This is a genomic window from Sphingomonas sp. BK481 (genome assembly GCF_014194875.1).
Classification (GTDB): domain Bacteria; phylum Pseudomonadota; class Alphaproteobacteria; order Sphingomonadales; family Sphingomonadaceae; genus Sphingomonas; species Sphingomonas aerolata.
On sequence record NZ_JACIAP010000003.1, the window covers coordinates 454,224 to 471,259 of the forward strand.

The following is a 17,036-nucleotide window of genomic DNA, read 5'->3' on the forward strand; positions in this document are numbered from 1 at the left end:
ATTCAATTCAAGCCTGTAACTCGCTAGGAGGCTAGGCCCCCGCCCGTCCGGATCAAGATTCCACAAAGCCTCACTATACTTTTAAACTTATCTTTGAGATGATGAGTGAAGTTGAGGGCAATAGAGGAGTAGCGAACGTGGACTCAGGAGCGTGTGTGGGCACCAACATCAAGCGCTTTCGCGAACTGGCTGAACTGAGCAAATCTGAATTGGCACGGAGGGTTGGCGTCAGCCCGACCGCCGTGAACAACTGGGAAGAGAACGGCGTGATACCCAGGATGCAGATCATGCTGAAACTCGAGAAGGTGCTGGAGGTAAGCTGGCTGCAGATCAAGGGACACGCGGGCGAGGCCAACGAGGCGTCCGAGGCCCCGTCGACTGGGGCGCAACCGGAAGTAAGCCGCAATGACCGCCTGACACAGTTTCGACGGCAGATAGCCACGCTGTTCGACGTCACTCCCGACCGCGTAGAAATCGTGATCAAGACTTAGGATCGGCTGCAAATGATGCCCTTCGCAATGGCCATTCTGTGGTTGTGTAGGAGGACGAAATGCCTCTGGATGGCTGAGCCAACAATGTCCGCTATTGGGCGGAAGCGGAATGGCCGACATTGGTGAAAGCTGCCGTTCGCGATCCTCGTCTTCCTACTCTGGTCGATCGGATCAGGACATCATAGTCAGCCAAGAAATCTGCTCCATCGGTACGTCAGCCAGCCAACCACGGTGGCCAGAACCGGAAGGCCAAATATCAATGCGAAGAACTCAATCCGCTTGTTAGCAAGGCAGTCGGACACCTCTAGATGGTCGTGAGGCAGACACTCGCCCATCGTGCTGGTTAGCAGCACTGGCAGACCGATAAGCATCAGAAAGCCAGTAGCGAAGACCCAGCCTACAATTCGGTGAAAACGATTTGGGTCGGGCGTCTTGGCCATCTCCTTCTGTGTAGTCGATATGGAAATGTCTGTTAATGGGCGAAAGCAGACTGGCCGCTTCGAATTAATGCCGATCAGCAGCGCGAGCGTCGGGACTTGGTAGGAAGCCGGCTTTTAAAGTTTCGAAGGCGTTCTCACGCTGATTAGGCCCGCGCATATGCCAAACCACGGCACAAGGCCGACCCAAATATGACTTACATCTGTAAACTCGGAAATAAACTTAATTATAGAGAAGGCAATAATGAGACTGACAGGTGATATCCACCAGATGCGCGATACCATTGGTATCGCAATAGCCGAAATCAATAGAGGGTAAAAAGTCAACCTCATGAGTCGGACTCTTTCCGCGCTATTTGGAGGCGTCCAGCAATCCCCTAACTCGAATATCACAGCAGCCAACAACGCGAGAGCTATAAGCGCGAAGGAAGCTCCTACTTTCAAGCATCCCCATGCAGCCGATTGCTCAGATGGTGATGCCATTTATCGTGCCTTCATGATTCTGCATCTTCGCGTAGCACGCCGAAGGTTGAATGCTCGTGAAGGGAATGTCCGGTTATGGGCGAAAACGGTCATTCGCTTTTGTCGGTCCACGACCTAGTCCGTTACGTGCGCAAACAGAATGTCTAGCAGCACCTGGCGGTCCGCTTCCGTGTCGCCGAGCAGCACGCGTCGCGCGTATCGGACCGGCTTCGCACCCTTCGCGGGCGCATCCTCGAGCCCCTCCTGGTGTACGCGTGCGATCCGGGCAGCACGCCCGCTAAATCCGACCCACGCCTCGGTGTCTGTCGATCCCGCTTTCAGATTGGACGTGTTGCGCAGCTTGCGGAACATCGCCTTGCGCTTGATCGTCCCGCCTCGCCGCAGCCGACCCGAGGGCTGCGCCTTGCGCGCGGCGAAAGGCTGGCCGTCCGGATCCTGCTGACGGGCAATGCGTGCCAACTGGCTGCTGCGGAGCGTGCGCGCCATGACGCGCAGGATCTTGCTGCGTTCGCCGGCATCGACACGTCGCAGCAGTGCGCCGGCTAGCGCCTCCATGTCCGCGAAGTCGCTCACTGGTCATCCACGAAGCGCGGATCATTGGTCTGTGCCACGACATCGAGACCCATGAGGAGCTGCCACAGGGGCACGCACCCGATCCCGAAGCTGTCGGCATCGCCCGCAGGATCTGCGCGCTCTGCTGTAAAACCGCCGCCCTCTTTGGCCGAAACGCGCACGGCTTCGTCAAGGTCGATGAAGATCGACACATCGGCGGTCTCCGCGTCGAGCAGCTCGGACTCGAAGCGGAACGGCTCCTGGTCGGTGCGCTGCAATAGCTGGGGTTGGTGCTGGGCGATCCATGCCAGGATCGGCACCATGAGATCGTCAACGTCGCCCGCGTAATCCTGCACGACGATATTGGCGGTGTAGCGATATTCAAGGCTGAGCGACCCCGCGGTTGCCGCGATCCGCCCCTTGTCGACGAAGATCGACAATCTGGACGGATCCGCCGCAAGAGCGGGCACGAACATCTGCAGCGTCTGCCGCAGGCTTTCCGGCTTCTTCAACGAACGTCCTTCGTCTCAGGGTGTAATGCATTGCGAGACGATGTCGCCCGGCTCTTGCGACCCGGGCGCGTCGATCAACGGATGGGTTTGCCAGCGGGCCAATAACGCATGGGATCACCTCCTTTCGTGTTGGTTTTAGAATTGGTCATGAAGCTCATCAGGGGGCGATTTACGGTGATCGTGCGCGGTGGACGTGGCGGTTACGGGAATGATGTTGATGCTGGTGAGGAACGCGCTCGACTGCTGGATCTTGCCGCGCAGGGTCTGCGCGACCGCAGGCGCCACGGTGAACGAACGGCTTGGATCCTCAACGGCGTTCAGCTTGCCAATCTGGGCGGTGTAGGCGTTGTACTTCTGGCGGGTTGCATTGCGCATTGGGGCGGCTCCTGGGCGTATTCTTGTCGGGTCGAGGGGTAGCTGCGCGTCAGCAGTCGGTGATGGGCTCGCCGTCGCCGCCATTGGCGGGGGTGCGGCTAAAGTCGGTGGCCGGCGTCGCCTCGAGCTTGGCCTGCAGCGTTGCGAACTGACCCTGCAGCTCGGCATAGCCTTCGGCCATCGGCTTCACCGCCGCGGCGATCGACGAGGCGACAGCCGTGCCCAGCTGCGTGGTGAATGCAGCAGCGTCGAAATTGTCGTTTGCAGCGACCGGAGGCGTCTCAGCGGCGGGGGCGGCTGGCGCAGCCTTTCCGCCGCGCAGCGTTGCCGCCAGCGCGGAGAAGAAGCCGGCAATGGCACCTTCGACCTTTTCCGCGTCTGCAGGCGCTGCCTCGAATTCGAGCGGGACGCTCTCGGATGCCGCGGCGAAAAGCGTGCCAGGCGAGCTGCGCGAAAACTGCAGCGATTCAGTTGCGATCGACGCCGGCTTGTCAGTGAACGCCAAGCCGATGAGGCCGATCTTGTCGGTGCCGGCGTAGCTCGGCGTTAGCTCGACCGAGGGATAGGGCTTCTGGTTGGCGGCGACGAGCGCGACAAGCTGGTCGTTCGCGTCGACCTGGCAATACAGCGCGCGGCGCTTCTCCACCGTGCCGGCGATCGTGATGTCGTCGGTCTGCGCCTTGACGGCGATGACCGAGCCATAGCCATTGAAGGGAGGCTCGGGGCTATATCCGCACGTCAGCCAGCCGGACATGATCGGTTACATTTCCGCCGCTGACGGCCGTAGCGGCTGTCTTTCGGGCTTCCTCTAGTTGAGGAAGGACAAGAATAGCGGTGCCGCCATTTTGGAACGTGAGTTGAGGAACGAGCCGTTCCGAACCGGATCCGGCAAACGAATTCGAGCCACGCCCGGTGAAACTTGAGCTGGGAAATCGCTGAAGATAACTGCCGGGCGTATTGGGCTGCGTGACCTCGTAAGTCTCGTTGCCGTTAAACGTGGCATTTTCGATCACTGCAGCGCTGATAGTATCAGGCTCTGTGAGGAGGAGACGTACGCCGTTGTCGAGGAGCGCATCCGACACCCGCCGCCCGCCCCCGCTATCAATCTCCCTGGCAACTGACGGCGTAGTGAACGCGATCGTGGTCGTCGTCGTCGGAGGCGTCGGTGATGGCGTCGGCGTCGGCGTCGGCGCAGGCACTGCGGCAATCGGGCCATTCGATCCGCCATCGGTTCCTCCGCATCCCGCCAAAGCGAGTGCAGCGGCAAGCGCGACTGAACGATAGAGACGACTGCTTGGATCGACGTGCACTTGGTTCCCCGGGCTCATTATCACTTGCTGGATTACAGGAATGCTGCGCGAAATTTTGCCCGAGATCAAATTGCCTCACGCAGGCGCCCGCGCGTCCTTCCGGAACCCCTGAAGCTGCGCAAGAACCCCCGCCTCGCCCGCGGGCTTTTTGGGTCTCTTTTGATGCAAACCCAGATTTGATGCGAGCCCTAGGAAAACCGTGGGTTTCTGGGCCCTTTTCACGTCCGTCTGCTGATGCGGATTGATGCACCTGGCAGGGTCTTATCGATCACTTCCCGCAAGCCCGCGTCACGGGCCATTCCTCCTCCATTTCGGCTTGGAATGCGGGGGGCTCGGCGCAGCCAAATTGCGCATCACGCCGCTAAACAGCCGCGGATGGCCAGCCTACCACACGGGAAAACCCTAATATGCCTAACCTTGCCGGAAAGGCCCGACTAAGTCCCTGAAAAGCTACAACTTTCCAATTAGAGTTGAACCCTAATCTGGCCTAACCTTTTTACCCGAAAAACCTAACCCCATTGAAAACACACGGCTTTTCTAACGTCGATAGTGAGGGTTAAATGTTATAATCTGATTATAGAAATATTAGAGTAAAAGTTAGGTCAAAAACCGCAGAAATCCGCCAATGTTAGGAATGTTAGGGTTTTCCCGTGCCCTACTTTATATGCTGGCGCTCCCTTCCCGTTGGCTTGGTGAGGAGCTGAATGGCGCTAGATCGTCGACAGAAACGGCTAGTCATACTCGCCGTCGACGTTCTCCGCGAGGCACCGGATCGCGCGGGAAACGTGGCTGGCGATACTAACGAGGTCCGGCTCGCTCTTCACGCTCTACTCCCACATTGCCCGGAGCGCTGGCCGCTAACGATGTTCTGGGAGTCGGCCGGACAAGATCACGTCATCGGTCGAGAGCGGGGCATGAACGCGGCGTACAATGGGATCTTACGCCAGTTGGAGCGGTCGGGGCATTCCCCTGATATGGGATGCACAGGTGTGCGCGTCGCCCGAGTGTGTCGCTGGTTCCATTTGCACCACGCGTCCGCGCGCAGGACGCGAAACCGCCATTCTTAGCCACCAAAACGCATACATTTGAGCGTAGGATTGGCGGAAATCATAGGGTGGGAAGCGTTTACACCGAGTAGGTCGGCGGTTCGAACCCGTCAGCGCCCACCATATCTCCCGACACTGGACGCGGCGGCCGAACCCCGCTTTCATGCTGCCAAGGGAGTTGAGACGCTTATGGCACGACAGAAATTCGGGTGGGTCGCGACGGTGGTCGGGGGTATCCTTCTCGCAGGGGCAGCGCAGGCGCGCCTCACGCCGGCGGAGATGCGGGCGGTCGCGACCGTCGACGCCGAGCATGAGCGCTCTATCGGGCTGCTCAAGACGCTCGTCGACCAGAATAGCGGCACGATGAATCTCGAAGGGGTCGCCAAGGTCGGTGCGATGGTCCGGGCGCAGCTCGAACCACTCGGCTTTGCGGTGACCTGGAAACCGATGCCACAGACGCAGCGGGCGGGACATCTGATAGCGCGGCACCCGGGCAAGCCTGGCGCCAAACGCTTGTTGCTCATCGGTCATCTCGACACCGTCTTCGAGCAGGATTCACCGTTTCAACGGTTCGAGCGCAAAGGCGAGAGCGCGACGGGGCCAGGCGCGGGCGACGACAAGGGCGGGATCGTCGTGATGCTTTCGGCGCTGCGGGCGATGAAGGCCGCGGGCCTGCTGGACGCCGCCGATATCGAGATCGTGCTGACTGGCGATGAGGAAGATGCGGGCGACCCGGTGGCGATCGCGCGGGGCGATCTGATCGCAGCGGGCAAGCGCGCCGATGTCGCGCTCGACTTCGAAGGCCTGTCGGTCGTCGAGGGTCGCGACATGGGATCGATCGCGCGACGGTCGTCGAACGGATGGGTGCTCACCACGTCGGGCAAGACCGGGCACTCGTCGCTGATCTTCTCGGACGCCTATGGTGACGGCGCCATCAACGAGATGGCCCGGATCCTGGCGGCATTTCGCAAGGATCTGCCCGAACCCAACCTGACCTTCAATACGGGCGTGGTCGCGGGCGGTGCGACGGCGGCGCTCGACAGCGACGGCGTCCGGGCGAGCGCAACGGGCAAGGGCAATATCATCCCTGCAACCGCGGTGGCCCGTGGCGACTTCCGAACCCTGAGCGAAGATCAGACCATGCGGGTCCGTGCGAAGATGGAGCGGATCGTCGCGGCGCATGCACCCGGTACGAATGCGACGATCAAGTTCGAAAGCGGGTATCCCGCCATGCCGCCGACGACCGGGAACCGCGAGCTGCTCGACCGGCTGAACGCAGTCAACCGCGACATGGGGCTTGCCGAGATGGCGGCGCTCGATCCGCTCAAGCGCGGCGCGGGCGACATTGCATTCGTTGCGGGCGATGTCGACGGGTTGATCGGGCTCGGGACCGCAAGCAGCGGGGATCACGCACCGGGGGAGACGGTCGACCTTGCGAGCATTCGCCGTCAGGCCAAGCGCGCCGCGATCCTGATGGCCCGCCTCTCACGCGAGCCAAAGGATCGGTGAAGGCTCGACGCCTCGCTGGGCTAGCGGTCGACGACGTTCGGCTTGGCGGTCGCAACGACTGAATCGTCGTCGCGCAGCTTGAGGAACAGCGTGTCGGTCGGGCGCGGAATTGCGACCGTACTGGCGGTATAGCCGTCCGGAATTGCCGCAACGCCGGTGAACTGCGCGTCTCCGCCAACCGCGGCGAGCAGATACAGCGCGTCACCGGTCAGCAGGCACCGCGGCGCGCCCTTGTCGCAAGTCACGCCCGTCAGTGTGGGCAGGCGGACGAGGGTGACGAGCGGCGCCCAATCGCTTTCCACACCGTCCTGCAGGAGGCGGTAGCGCAGCGGGCCATAGGCCGATACGCCCAGCGCCCTGGCCGGTTCGATCGTCGCAATCGCGACTTGCGCACTCTGGACGCGGTAGCCGTTCGCTGCGGCGATGACCGTCGACGCGCGTCCGTCGACCGTGGCGATCTCGACCTGTTCGCGTCCGCTGAACCGGGTCGCCCCCGCGCCGCGGATCGAAAAGGTCAGGCTGGCATCGGGCGGCATGACGGTGCTCGACGGCAATGTGATCGGCAGCGACGCTGCATGCGCCGCCGGGGCGATGGTCTTGTCGATGAGTGTGACCGAAGGCCGCGCTAGAGCGACATGCACGGCGACCGGCAGCACGCGCCCGTCCTTCAACGTCACCCGCCCCGATCGATCCTGGCCTACGGTCCAGGCGGCGACCGGAGCAGCCGTGTCGACCGTCATGACGCGTTCATCGGCCTTGCCTGTCCGTACCACCGCGCCAGGGCTGAATACTGCGCCATCGACGCTCAGCGAGGCGACGGTGTCGAGCCGCGTGCCCGTCAGGACACCATGAAGATCGCCGGCGTGCAGCGTGAACGCGTCGATCCGCCCCGTCTCCGTCAAGGCCGTCACGGTGATCGTATCGACATCGGCGGTTCCCTGCTGACGAATGAGCAGGCTGATTTGCCCCGCCGCAATCTGCGCCTTCGGGATCGTTGTGGTGATCCGGCCATCCGGCAATGCGGCCCATTTGAGCGGCTCTGTCGTGCCGGAGGTGCGGGCGAGTGCGATGTCCTCGACACAGGCGGCTGCTCCGCCCTCGATCGTCAGGCTGTTATCGCGTCCGGCGATCACCGTGGTGCCCTCGATCGCGCGCCAGCTGTTCGCGCGCGGACGCTGGATGCGAAAGCGTGGACCGTCGAACGGGGTAAAGCCCCATACGCCGTGAAGCGTGGCGTCAAAGCTGGCTCGCAGATCGCCGCCGTAGCTGCCCGGGCCGGCGAGAAGGAACCCCCCGCGTTCGACATCGGCGCTGACCGGCAGATCGAGCGTGCTGCCGTCGGCCCGCGTCACGCGGACCGCCATGGCATGCGCATAGCGCGTGGCATAGATCAGCGGCGCGCCTTCGACCGGAAGCAGCACACCCTCTCGTGCTCGACACAGCGCGCGACCGGGCGCGATCGTCCGCAGCGGCGGCGGCTCGGGCGCCTCGATCGCCGGAAGCGCCGCGACCATGACCGACTTGGGCTTTGCAAAGGAGGGGGCGGCGTTCAGCAACAGCGACAGGCGCGCCTCTGCCGCACGGCCGAGGGCGGGAATATACTGGAACTGGGTCGACTGGAATGCGCCGAAAATCCGGGCAAGATCGCGAACGACACCGATATAGGAGCTGTAATAGCCGTATCCGGCCTCGGGTGTTGCGGCGAGTTGCAAGGCCAGATCGGTGGGAGCGCCGACGAGGGTTTCGGTCAGCGATGCGCTGTGGCTGTCGGCCAGCAGCAGTGAACTTCGGCTCTGCGTCAGGCAGGCCGCCTGGAGATCAATCGCCTGCTCGAGGCATTCGGCCTTAAGCGTGATTGACAGGCTGCGGGTCAGAACGGGTGATACGGCCTCGATGCGTTCAGGATGCGTGCGCTCAAGGCGGTGGATGGAGTCCAGAAACGTGTCGAGCCGCGCGCGGTCGAGCGACGCCTGGTTGAGTTCCTGCGAGGCGCGGACGAACGCGCCGGGCTGTTTGCGGACGGCGTCGACGATCGAGTCATAACCCCCGCCGGTTTCCGGCGCGAGGAAGAGGATCAGCTGGCGTGCGCCCGCGGGCACGGTCAGGTCGAGCGTGTTCTTCTTCCGCTCCCACGTCTTGGCCTGCGTGAACCAGTTTTTGGGGGGCGGATTGGTCGCGCCGCGCAGGAATGCGGCCACCAGCAGGTAATGGACACCCTGATCACGGGGTAAATCCGCACTCACCGCGATCCGGTCGCCTTCGCTGAGATTGGGCACCTGCCCGATCGGCAACGTCGTTGCGCCGTGTGTCACCGTGACGTTCAGCGCCGGACCGGACAGGTCGAAGGCTGCGGGGTCGGCCTGTGCCGGGGTGAGCGGCAGCAGCGCGGCGAAGAGCAGCGCGATGCGTCCCGACCGGGTAATCGACGCGCCGAGGGGGAATCGCGAAACAGCCATAGGCGCTACCCGTGGCGGCAGGGCATGGCCATTTTAGGGCGGTGGCGCAGGGTCTAGACCGCGACCTTCGCGTTCGTGCGGCCCTCGTCGCCGAAGATTCGCAGGTACCGGGCAATCTCGCCCGGATCGCCGGTCGCCTTGGCCGGATTGTCCGACAGCTTCACTGCCGGGCGTCCGTTGGCCTGCGTCACCTTAGCGACCAGCGAGATCGGCTCGAGTCCGGCCATGCCATCGGGGTCGCACCCTCGGAAGTCGTTGGTCAGATTGGTCCCCCAGCCAAAGCTCATCCGCACCCGGCCGTGGAAATGCCGATAGGTCTCTTCGATCGTGTCGACATCCATGCCGTCCGAAAAGATCAGCAGTCTCGTTTTAGGGTCGCGACCCTGTGCCTTCCACCAGGCAATGATCGCTTCGCCACCGGCGATCGGCGGCGCACTGTCGGGGCGGAAGCCCGTCCAATCGGCGACCCAGTCGGGCGCGTTGGCGAGGAAGGCGCTCGTTCCGAACGCGTCGGGCAACGCGATCAGCAGATTGCCGCCATAATGGCGTCGCCAGTCATCGAGCACCCGGTAGGGCGCATCCGCTATCCCCCGGTCGTCGTCGGCCAATGCGGCATAGACCATCGGCAATTCATGCGCGTTGGTGCCGATGGCTTCCAGATCGTTATCCATCGCCAGCAAGACGTTCGACGTGCCGATGAAACGGCTGCCAAGCCCTTCCTTGAGCGCCTCGACGCACCAGCGTTGCCACAGGAAGCCATGGCGGCAGCGCGTGCCGAAGTCGGACAGGACCAGATCGGGCAGATTCCTAAGTCGTTCGACCTTGTCCCATAATTTGGCCTTCGCGCGCGCATAGATCACGTCGAGCGCGAAACGTCCGCGATCGCGGACCGCCACGCGCGCGCGCAATTCATTGATGATCGCGAGCGCGGGGATTTCCCACATCGTCGTTTCCGCCCAGCAGCCCTCGAAGCGCAGCTCGAACTGTCCGTCGACGGTCCGCAGCTCGTATTCGGGCAGCCGGAAGGCGGCAAGCCACTGCAGGAATTCGGGCGCAAACATGCGATCCTGGCCATAGAAGCTGTTGCCAGCGAGCCAGATCAGCTCCTTCTTCCCGAACCGCACCGTGCGCGCATGATCGAGTTGCGCGCGCAGTTCGCCTTCGTCGATGATGTCCGCCAGCCGCACGCTCGTCGTGCGGTTGATCAGGGTAAAGGTCGTCTGCACCTTGGGATGCAGGTGACGGATCATCTGCAACATCAGCAGCTTGTAGAAATCGGTATCGAGCAGGCTGCGGACGATCGGATCGAGCCGGAAGCCGTGGTCATAGGTACGCGTGGCAATATCGGTGACGGCCATGCCGATCTCCTTCCGGGGCGTTCAGCGCAGCAATGCAACGATATCGCGTGCAATGTCCGCTGGCAGTCGCGAAGCGCCGGCCTCGACCGTCGATACGGTCGCCCAGCGGCCGAGCAGCCCTGCCGCCGCCATCGCGGCATAGTTGACGCGGACGCGGTCCTGGAGCCCGGTATCCGCTTCGTAAGCGTCGAACGCATCGTCGGTATAGGAGCGCTTGCGCTTCTGGCGGATCAGCCCGCGTGCAATGTCTGCCGGCGTATCGAGGTAGACGGATAGATCAGGCGTCGGCAGGGCAAAGCTGCCCGTTTCGAGATCCGCGATCCAAGCCATCATCGTATCCGCTTCGTCGACGGGCACCTGCGCCGCCTGATACGCCATGTTCGACGCGATATAGCGGTCAAACACGACGACGTCGTTCGCCGCCATCGTCGCCATCAGGTGATCGCGCGATTCCATCCGGTCGAGCGCGTAGAGCACGGCGGCGGCCTTTGGCGACGTGCCGCGTGGCAGCGTGCCCGCGAGCATCGCCCCTAGCGCCCAGCCGCCGACCGTGTCCGTATAGCGCGGGAACGAGATGACCGCGGCGCTGCGCCCGGCGGCCTGCAAGTGCTCGACGACCAATGCGGAGGCCGTGGCCTTACCGGCGCCGTCGGCGCCTTCGATAGCGAGGAGGAAGCTCATCGCGCTCCCCTAAACGACCGGCGCGTGCAGGTCGATAAAGCTGTGCTGAAGCGAATATACGGGAAGTGCGGCCTGGCGGAGATGTCGGCCGCCCTTGGCGATGCCGTGAACCTTTCAATCGGCCACCACCGCCCAGCGCGTCATTGGCAAAGTTTCTGGTGGTGGCGGATCACCTCGTCGATGATGAACCGCAAAAACTTTTCGGAGAATTCCGGATCGAGTTGAGCTTCCTCGGCGAGCCGACGCAACCGCGCGATCTGACGCTCCTCACGTCCGGGATCGGCAGCCGGCAGACCGTGCTCCGCCTTGTGCCGGCCAACCGCCTGCGTCACCTTAAACCGTTCGGCAAGCATATGAATCAGCGCCGCATCGATGTTGTCGATGCTCTGGCGATAGCCGCTCAGCAGGTCGTCGGGCATCGTGTAACCTCCACCTATTGCCGTCGCCTGCCTTTTGGTGAGGGTTTGCCGAGCCGGCAAGGGTTGCTTTGCGAGGCGGTAGCCGTCAGAGGCACGGGCAGATGAGCGCCACCGTCCACCGCCTCGACTCCCCTCGTTCGAATCCCGGGCCACAGCCTTCGCTGGACCCGATGGTCAAGCTCGTCACCACCGACATGGACCAGGTCAATGCGGTGATCGTCGCGCGCATGACCTCCGATATTCCGTTGATCCCCGAACTGGCGGGTCATCTGATCGCGGGCGGGGGCAAGCGGATGCGCCCGATGCTGACGCTCGCGAGTGCACAGCTGCTGGACTATGCCGGGACGCAGCATCACCTGCTCGCGGCGGCCGTGGAATTCATCCACACCGCGACGTTGCTGCATGACGACGTCGTCGATGGCTCCGACCTGCGGCGTGGTAACCGCACCGCGAACATCATCTGGGGCAATCCTGCCAGCGTGCTGGTCGGCGACTTCCTGTTCAGCCGCAGCTTCGAACTCATGGTCGAGGCGGGCAGCCTGAAGGCGCTCAAGATCCTCTCATCGACCAGCGCGGTCATCGCCGAGGGCGAGGTCAACCAGCTGACGGCGGCCCGCCGCGTCGATCTGGGAGAGGAGCGCTATCTCGACATCATCGGCGCAAAGACCGCAGCGCTGTTCGCTGCCGCCTGCCGAATCGCTGCCGTGGTGGCCGATCGGCCCGAGAATGAAGAGGCGGCACTCGACGCCTATGGCCGCAACCTCGGGATCGCCTTCCAGCTTGTCGACGACGCGATCGACTATGTCTCGGATGCGGATACGATGGGCAAGGATGCGGGCGACGATTTCCGCGAAGGCAAGATGACCCTGCCGGTGATACTCGCTTATGCGCGCGGATCGGCCGAGGATCGTCAATTCTGGAAGGATGCGGTCGAGGGGCGTCGTGACACCGATGCCGACCTGCAGCATGCCGTGCGTCTGATCCGGGCAACCCGCGCGATCGACGACACGTTTGCGCGGGCGCGGCATTATGGTCAGCGGGCGATCGATTCGATTGCGGGCTTTGCCAATGGCGAGGCGAAGGACGCGATGATCGAAGCGGTCGAGTTTGCGGTGGCTCGCGCTTATTAAGTTCAACCTGCTGAGGCAGACACAATAACGGCGGCCGATCGCTCGGCCGCCGCATCTTCGTTTACCGAGCAAAAAAGCTCAGCGGCACTTGACGTTACCGCGGTCGACCGACCGTCCGAGCAGTGCACCGCCACCGGCACCCGCCAGCGTTCCAAGCGTGCCGCCGCCGATCAGATTGGCAAGAACGCCGCCACCGAGTGCGCCGATCACAAGCCCGGTCGTGCCATCGTTGCGCTTGCAATAGGCCCGGCCATCGTTGCCGCGATAGATGCGATCATTGCGGCCGAGACGACGCTCGCGGTAATTGCCGTTCTGATAGCTGCGCGAAGGATCCCAGTTGCGATCGTCACCGCGCCAGTTGCGGTCGTTACCGCGGCGCGAGTCGTTGTTCCGGCGGTCGTCATGGCCCCGGCGGTCGTCATGACGCTGAGCGGCGGCTTCGACAGGCACCATTGCGGGGGCGACGACGGCAACGGACATGAGCGCAGCGATAAAATGCTTCTTCATCGGGTATTACTCCAGAACTATACTAGGATAACCCCCGCAACGCCCCAAAGGTTCATATCACCGCGTGGCGCGTCATCGAGCATGGCTGACCGTCGCCCGTCTCGACCTGCAACGTGGCATGGCCGATCCCGAAACGCTCTTGCAGCATCGTGCGGGTCGCGGTGAGGAACGGATCGCCGGGATGGCCGCCCGGCATGACCAGGTGCGCGGTCAGGACGGGCTCCGTCGTGCTCATCGGCCAGATGTGCAGATCATGGATCGCCGTCACGCCGGGCAGGGTGCATAGCGCCTCGTCGACCTGGTCGAATTCGATCCCGCGCGGCACCGCGGACAGCGCCATTTCGACGGTCTCACGCAGCAATCCCCAGGTTTGCCAGAAGATCAGGACCGCGATGACGATGGAGACCGCCGGGTCGATCCAGGAGATCCCGGTCTGCCAGATCAGCACACCCGCGATCACGACCCCCGCCGATACCAGCGCGTCCGCGGCCATGTGCAGATAGGCGCCACGGATGTTGACGTCCCCCTTGCGACCGCGCGCGAACATCCAGGCGGTGATCGCATTCACCGCGATGCCGATCCCGGCCACCATCGATACGGTCAGGCCCGCCGTGGGCGTTGGGTCTGCGAAACGCTGTGTCGCCTCGAGCAGGATCGCCCCGAGCGCGACGAGCAACAGCAGCGCATTGGTCAACGCGGCAAGGATCGTCGACCCTTTCAGCCCATAGGTAAAGCGCTTGGTCGGCTCGGTTCGCGCGAGCATCGTTCCCCCCCAGGCGACGACCAAGCCAAGTACATCGGAGAGATTATGCCCGGCGTCCGCGAGCAGCGAAACCGAGTTGATCCGCAATCCCACCAAGGCCTCGACCGCGACAAACGCCACGTTGAGCCCGATCCCGATCGCAAACGCGCGGTCGAACGATGCCGGAGCATGGCTGTGTGCATGTCCGTGCCCATGTCCCGCATGCCCGTGTGCATGCCCGTGCCCGTGTCCGCTCAAAGCCCATGCTCCAATGATTCGGCCGGCGCGTAGCATCCGTCTTGCATGTGATACTAGGACGCCGCACGATGGGATTGCAGGCCGGGGGGCAAGTATCGGCAATACAGTGGTTTTCGCCGGGTTTGCGCTCAGCCCTCGGTCGCGAGCGCCTTCAACCGGTAGAGCGCGTCGAGCGCGTCGCGTGGGCTCATCGCATCGATGTCGAGCTTCGCCAGGTCTTCGCGCAGCACGTCGCACGCCACCTCCTCGATCTGCGCGGCGGCCGCGAACAGCGGAAGATCATCAAGCCCCGCCGCCAGGCCGCCAGTTTTGGCACGCCCGGCTTCCAGCTTTGCTAGCACCGCCTTGGCGCGCTGCACGGTGAGCGGCGGCATGCCGGCGAGGCGCGCGACCGCCAGACCGTAGCTGCGATCCGCCGGCCCGTCGGCGAGTTCGTGGAGCAGGACGAGCTCGCCCTTCCACTCGCGCGCGCGCACATGATGCAGCGACAGCGCCTCGCAGCGTTCGGCGAGCCGGGTCAGCTCATGATAATGCGTCGCGAACAGGCAGCGGCACCGATTGTCCTCATGGATAGCCTCGACCACGGCCCAGGCGATCGCGAGGCCGTCATAGGTGGAGGTGCCACGACCGACCTCGTCGAGGATCACGAAGCTCCGCGGCGTCGCCTGCGCGAGGATCGCAGCGGTTTCGACCATTTCGACCATGAAGGTGGACCGACCGCGCGCAAGATTGTCCGACGCGCCGACGCGACTGAACAGGCGATCGACCAGACCCAGCGTGGCCTTGGTCGCCGGCACATAGCTTCCGGCCTGCGCCAGGACCGCGATCAGTGCATTCTGGCGCAGGAAGGTCGATTTGCCGCCCATGTTCGGGCCGGTGACGAGCCACAGTCGCGAGGACTCCGACAGGTTGCAGTCGTTGGCGACGAACCGGTCGCCCGACTTGGCGACGGCGGCCTCGACGACCGGGTGCCGGCCTCCCTCGATCTCGAAACAGGCATGGTCGACCAGGATCGGGCGCGACCACTGCCCCTCGGCTGCGCGCTCGGCGAGACCGGCGGCGACATCGAGTCGGGCGAGCGCGTCGGCGGTCGCGGCGATCGCCTCGCGCCCGGCGAGCGCCCGCGCGGTAAGATCCTCGAGATGCGCCGATTCCGCCGCCGTGGCATGCGCACCCGCCTGCGACACTTTCGTTGCGACATCGTGCAGCGCGGGCGTGTTGAAGCGTACGACACCTGCGAGCGTCTGGCGGTGTGTGAAACCGCTGTCGGGCTTCATCAGCGAATCAGCAGCCCGTGCAGGGACTTCGACATGATAGCCGAGCACGCCATTGTGGCGGATCTTGAGCGCGTACACGCCGGTCGAGGTGCGGAACTCGGCCTCCAGTGCGGCTATCGCGCGGCGTCCCCCCGCGCCGGTATCGCGCAGATCGTCGAGACCGGCGTCATATCCCGCCGCGATATACCCCCCGTCAGACGCTTCTATCGGTGGCGATGGTACGAGCGCACGCTTGAGCAGGTCGATCAGGCTGCCATGCCCGCGCAACAGCGGTGCAACGTCGCTGAGCAGGCGCGGCGGATCGGTGAGCGCGTCGAGCCGCTCGCCCAGGTTCCAGGCGCCGTCGAGGCCGTCGCGCAACTGCCCAAGATCGCGCGGTGATCCTCGACCCGCGGCGAGGCGGCCGAGCGCCCGGCCGATGTCCGGCAGCGCGCGCAGCGTCGCGCGCAACCGTTCGCGCAGCGCCTGGTCGTCATGGAACAACCGGACGAGGTCGAGCCGCGCGTCAATCGCAGCCTTGTCCATCAGCGGCGCGCCGAGATCGGCACCGAGAAGCCGCGCACCGGCACCGGTGACGGTACGATCGACCGCGTCGAGCAGGCTCCCCTTGCGGACGCCGCCGGTGGTGCAGGTCAGTTCGAGGCTTTCCCGCGTCGCGGCGTCGATCGCCATCACCTGTGCCGCCCGCCCGATTCGCGGCGGCCGCAGGAAGGGCAGCGCGCCCTTCGCATTATGTTCGAGATACGCGACCAGACCGCCGGCCGCGGCCAATGCGGCCCGCCCGAACTGCCCGAAGCCGTCGAGGGTCGCGACGCCGTAGATCCGCTTGAGTCGCGCTTCGCCCGCACCACTGTCGAAATCGCTCCTGGGACGCAGCGTCGTGGCGGCCTCTGCGAAACCGCTCGCCTCGGCGACGACGATCTCGGCCGCGGCAAGGCGCGCGAGTTCGGCCCCGACCGCGTCGTCGGCGACGTCGATGACCTCGAACCGGCCGGTCGACACGTCGGCTGCGGCAATCGCGACAGATCCCCCGGCTTCACCGATCGCCACGCACCAATTGTCGCTGCGCGCATCGAGCAAGGCTTCTTCGGTCAGCGTGCCCGCGGTCACGACGCGGACGATCGCGCGGGCGACAAGCGCCTTCGATCCGCCACGCGCCTTCGCCTCGGCCGGGCTCTCGACCTGTTCGGCGATCGCGACGCGGTGCCCGGCCTTGATCAGCCGCTGAAGATAGGCCGTGGCCGCATGCACCGGCACGCCGCACATCGGGATCGGCTTGCCCTCATGCTCGCCGCGCGCGGTCAGCGCGATGTCGAGCACCGCCGCAGCGATGCGCGCATCATCCATGAACAGCTCGAAAAAATCGCCCATGCGGTAGAACAGCAGGCAATCCTGCGCCTCGGCCTTGAGGCCGAGATACTGCGTCATCATCGGGGTAGCGGCGGGAGTGGACATCGGCGCGGGGTAGCGAAAACCGTCCGCACGTCCAATAG

At 64.0% G+C, this 17,036-nt stretch carries 16 protein-coding genes; 3 read left to right on the forward strand and 13 right to left on the reverse strand.

The features are described 5' to 3' along the window. The first annotated feature begins 155 nt into the window (after positions 1-155). On the forward strand, positions 156-491 hold the full coding sequence (locus tag FHY04_RS08540) for a helix-turn-helix transcriptional regulator (protein WP_183936115.1): 336 nt from the start codon (positions 156-158) through the stop codon (positions 489-491). A 185-nt stretch (positions 492-676) separates the two neighbouring features. On the opposite strand, the gene FHY04_RS08545 is transcribed toward FHY04_RS08540, so the two are convergent. The 6 genes from FHY04_RS08545 to FHY04_RS08570 form a co-directional block, all read right to left on the reverse strand. Further along, positions 677-931 carry a hypothetical protein gene (locus FHY04_RS08545; RefSeq protein ID WP_183936116.1) on the reverse strand — a complete coding sequence of 85 codons (255 nt, stop codon included), beginning with the start codon at positions 929-931 and terminating at the stop codon, positions 677-679. Positions 932-1,525: 594 nt separating this feature from the next. Continuing rightward, entirely contained in the window at positions 1,526-1,984 is a 459-nt protein-coding gene (locus tag FHY04_RS08550; protein ID WP_183936117.1) for a phage virion morphogenesis protein, read from the reverse strand. Further along, the gene (locus FHY04_RS08555) at positions 1,981-2,475 is read right to left on the reverse strand and encodes a phage tail protein (protein WP_183936118.1); all 495 of its coding nucleotides are present in this window, start codon (positions 2,473-2,475) and stop codon (positions 1,981-1,983) included. Before FHY04_RS08555 ends, FHY04_RS08550 begins: the two co-directional genes overlap by 4 nt. A 135-nt stretch (positions 2,476-2,610) precedes the next feature. Then, complete coding sequence (locus tag FHY04_RS08560) at positions 2,611-2,850, reverse strand: P2 family phage major capsid protein (protein ID WP_183936119.1); 240 nt, start codon at positions 2,848-2,850, stop codon at positions 2,611-2,613. Positions 2,851-2,899: 49 nt separating this feature from the next. Continuing rightward, complete coding sequence (locus FHY04_RS08565) at positions 2,900-3,604, reverse strand: GPO family capsid scaffolding protein (RefSeq protein ID WP_183936120.1); 705 nt, start codon at positions 3,602-3,604, stop codon at positions 2,900-2,902. Then, a complete protein-coding gene (locus FHY04_RS08570; protein ID WP_183936201.1) occupies positions 3,576-4,229 on the reverse strand; it encodes a hypothetical protein in 654 nt (217 codons plus the stop codon). Before FHY04_RS08570 ends, FHY04_RS08565 begins: the two co-directional genes overlap by 29 nt. 1,166 nt (positions 4,230-5,395) lie before the next feature. On the opposite strand from FHY04_RS08570, the gene FHY04_RS08575 reads away from it, so the two are divergent. Continuing rightward, the gene (locus tag FHY04_RS08575; RefSeq protein WP_183936121.1) at positions 5,396-6,715 is read left to right on the forward strand and encodes a M20/M25/M40 family metallo-hydrolase; all 1,320 of its coding nucleotides are present in this window, start codon (positions 5,396-5,398) and stop codon (positions 6,713-6,715) included. Between the two features lie 20 nt (positions 6,716-6,735). On the opposite strand, the gene FHY04_RS08580 is transcribed toward FHY04_RS08575, so the two are convergent. The 4 genes from FHY04_RS08580 to FHY04_RS08595 all read right to left on the reverse strand — a co-directional run bounded on the left by FHY04_RS08580 (position 6,736) and on the right by FHY04_RS08595 (position 11,629). After that, complete coding sequence (locus FHY04_RS08580) at positions 6,736-9,171, reverse strand: hypothetical protein (RefSeq protein ID WP_183936122.1); 2,436 nt, start codon at positions 9,169-9,171, stop codon at positions 6,736-6,738. 53 nt (positions 9,172-9,224) lie between these two features. Then, the gene (gene pncB / locus FHY04_RS08585; RefSeq protein ID WP_183936123.1) at positions 9,225-10,529 is read right to left on the reverse strand and encodes a nicotinate phosphoribosyltransferase; all 1,305 of its coding nucleotides are present in this window, start codon (positions 10,527-10,529) and stop codon (positions 9,225-9,227) included. 21 nt (positions 10,530-10,550) lie between these two features. Further along, complete coding sequence (locus FHY04_RS08590; protein ID WP_183936124.1) at positions 10,551-11,210, reverse strand: dTMP kinase; 660 nt, start codon at positions 11,208-11,210, stop codon at positions 10,551-10,553. A 140-nt stretch (positions 11,211-11,350) separates the two neighbouring features. Further along, positions 11,351-11,629, reverse strand: coding sequence for a chorismate mutase (locus FHY04_RS08595; RefSeq protein WP_031395533.1), 279 nt, complete (start codon positions 11,627-11,629; stop codon positions 11,351-11,353). A gap of 101 nt (positions 11,630-11,730) precedes the next feature. On the opposite strand from FHY04_RS08595, the gene FHY04_RS08600 reads away from it, so the two are divergent. Then, positions 11,731-12,759: a polyprenyl synthetase family protein gene (locus FHY04_RS08600; protein WP_056406890.1), complete on the forward strand. Its 1,029-nt coding sequence runs from the start codon at positions 11,731-11,733 to the stop codon at positions 12,757-12,759. Positions 12,760-12,837: 78 nt separating this feature from the next. Here FHY04_RS08600 and FHY04_RS08605 read toward each other — a convergent pair whose 3' ends face one another. The 3 genes from FHY04_RS08605 to mutS form a co-directional block, all read right to left on the reverse strand. Continuing rightward, positions 12,838-13,266, reverse strand: coding sequence for a glycine zipper 2TM domain-containing protein (locus FHY04_RS08605; RefSeq protein ID WP_031395535.1), 429 nt, complete (start codon positions 13,264-13,266; stop codon positions 12,838-12,840). Positions 13,267-13,318: 52 nt separating this feature from the next. Continuing rightward, on the reverse strand, positions 13,319-14,302 hold the full coding sequence (locus FHY04_RS08610) for a cation diffusion facilitator family transporter (RefSeq protein WP_159512325.1): 984 nt from the start codon (positions 14,300-14,302) through the stop codon (positions 13,319-13,321). 92 nt (positions 14,303-14,394) lie between these two features. Continuing rightward, complete coding sequence (mutS, locus tag FHY04_RS08615; protein ID WP_183936191.1) at positions 14,395-16,974, reverse strand: DNA mismatch repair protein MutS; 2,580 nt, start codon at positions 16,972-16,974, stop codon at positions 14,395-14,397. Positions 16,975-17,036: the final 62 nt, after the last annotated feature.

Coding starts and splice junctions, on each gene's coding strand:
- FHY04_RS08545 (WP_183936116.1), bottom strand. CDS start 931: ATGGCCAAGACGCCCGACCCAAATCGTTTTCACCGAATTGTAGGCTGG.
- FHY04_RS08560 (WP_183936119.1), bottom strand. CDS start 2,850: ATGCGCAATGCAACCCGCCAGAAGTACAACGCCTACACCGCCCAGATT.
- FHY04_RS08565 (WP_183936120.1), bottom strand. CDS start 3,604: ATGTCCGGCTGGCTGACGTGCGGATATAGCCCCGAGCCTCCCTTCAAT.
- FHY04_RS08575 (WP_183936121.1), top strand. CDS start 5,396: ATGGCACGACAGAAATTCGGGTGGGTCGCGACGGTGGTCGGGGGTATC.
- FHY04_RS08580 (WP_183936122.1), bottom strand. CDS start 9,171: ATGGCTGTTTCGCGATTCCCCCTCGGCGCGTCGATTACCCGGTCGGGA.
- pncB (WP_183936123.1), bottom strand. CDS start 10,529: ATGGCCGTCACCGATATTGCCACGCGTACCTATGACCACGGCTTCCGG.
- FHY04_RS08590 (WP_183936124.1), bottom strand. CDS start 11,210: ATGAGCTTCCTCCTCGCTATCGAAGGCGCCGACGGCGCCGGTAAGGCC.
- FHY04_RS08595 (WP_031395533.1), bottom strand. CDS start 11,629: ATGCCCGACGACCTGCTGAGCGGCTATCGCCAGAGCATCGACAACATC.
- FHY04_RS08600 (WP_056406890.1), top strand. CDS start 11,731: ATGAGCGCCACCGTCCACCGCCTCGACTCCCCTCGTTCGAATCCCGGG.
- FHY04_RS08605 (WP_031395535.1), bottom strand. CDS start 13,266: ATGAAGAAGCATTTTATCGCTGCGCTCATGTCCGTTGCCGTCGTCGCC.
- FHY04_RS08610 (WP_159512325.1), bottom strand. CDS start 14,302: ATGCTACGCGCCGGCCGAATCATTGGAGCATGGGCTTTGAGCGGACAC.
- mutS (WP_183936191.1), bottom strand. CDS start 16,974: ATGATGACGCAGTATCTCGGCCTCAAGGCCGAGGCGCAGGATTGCCTG.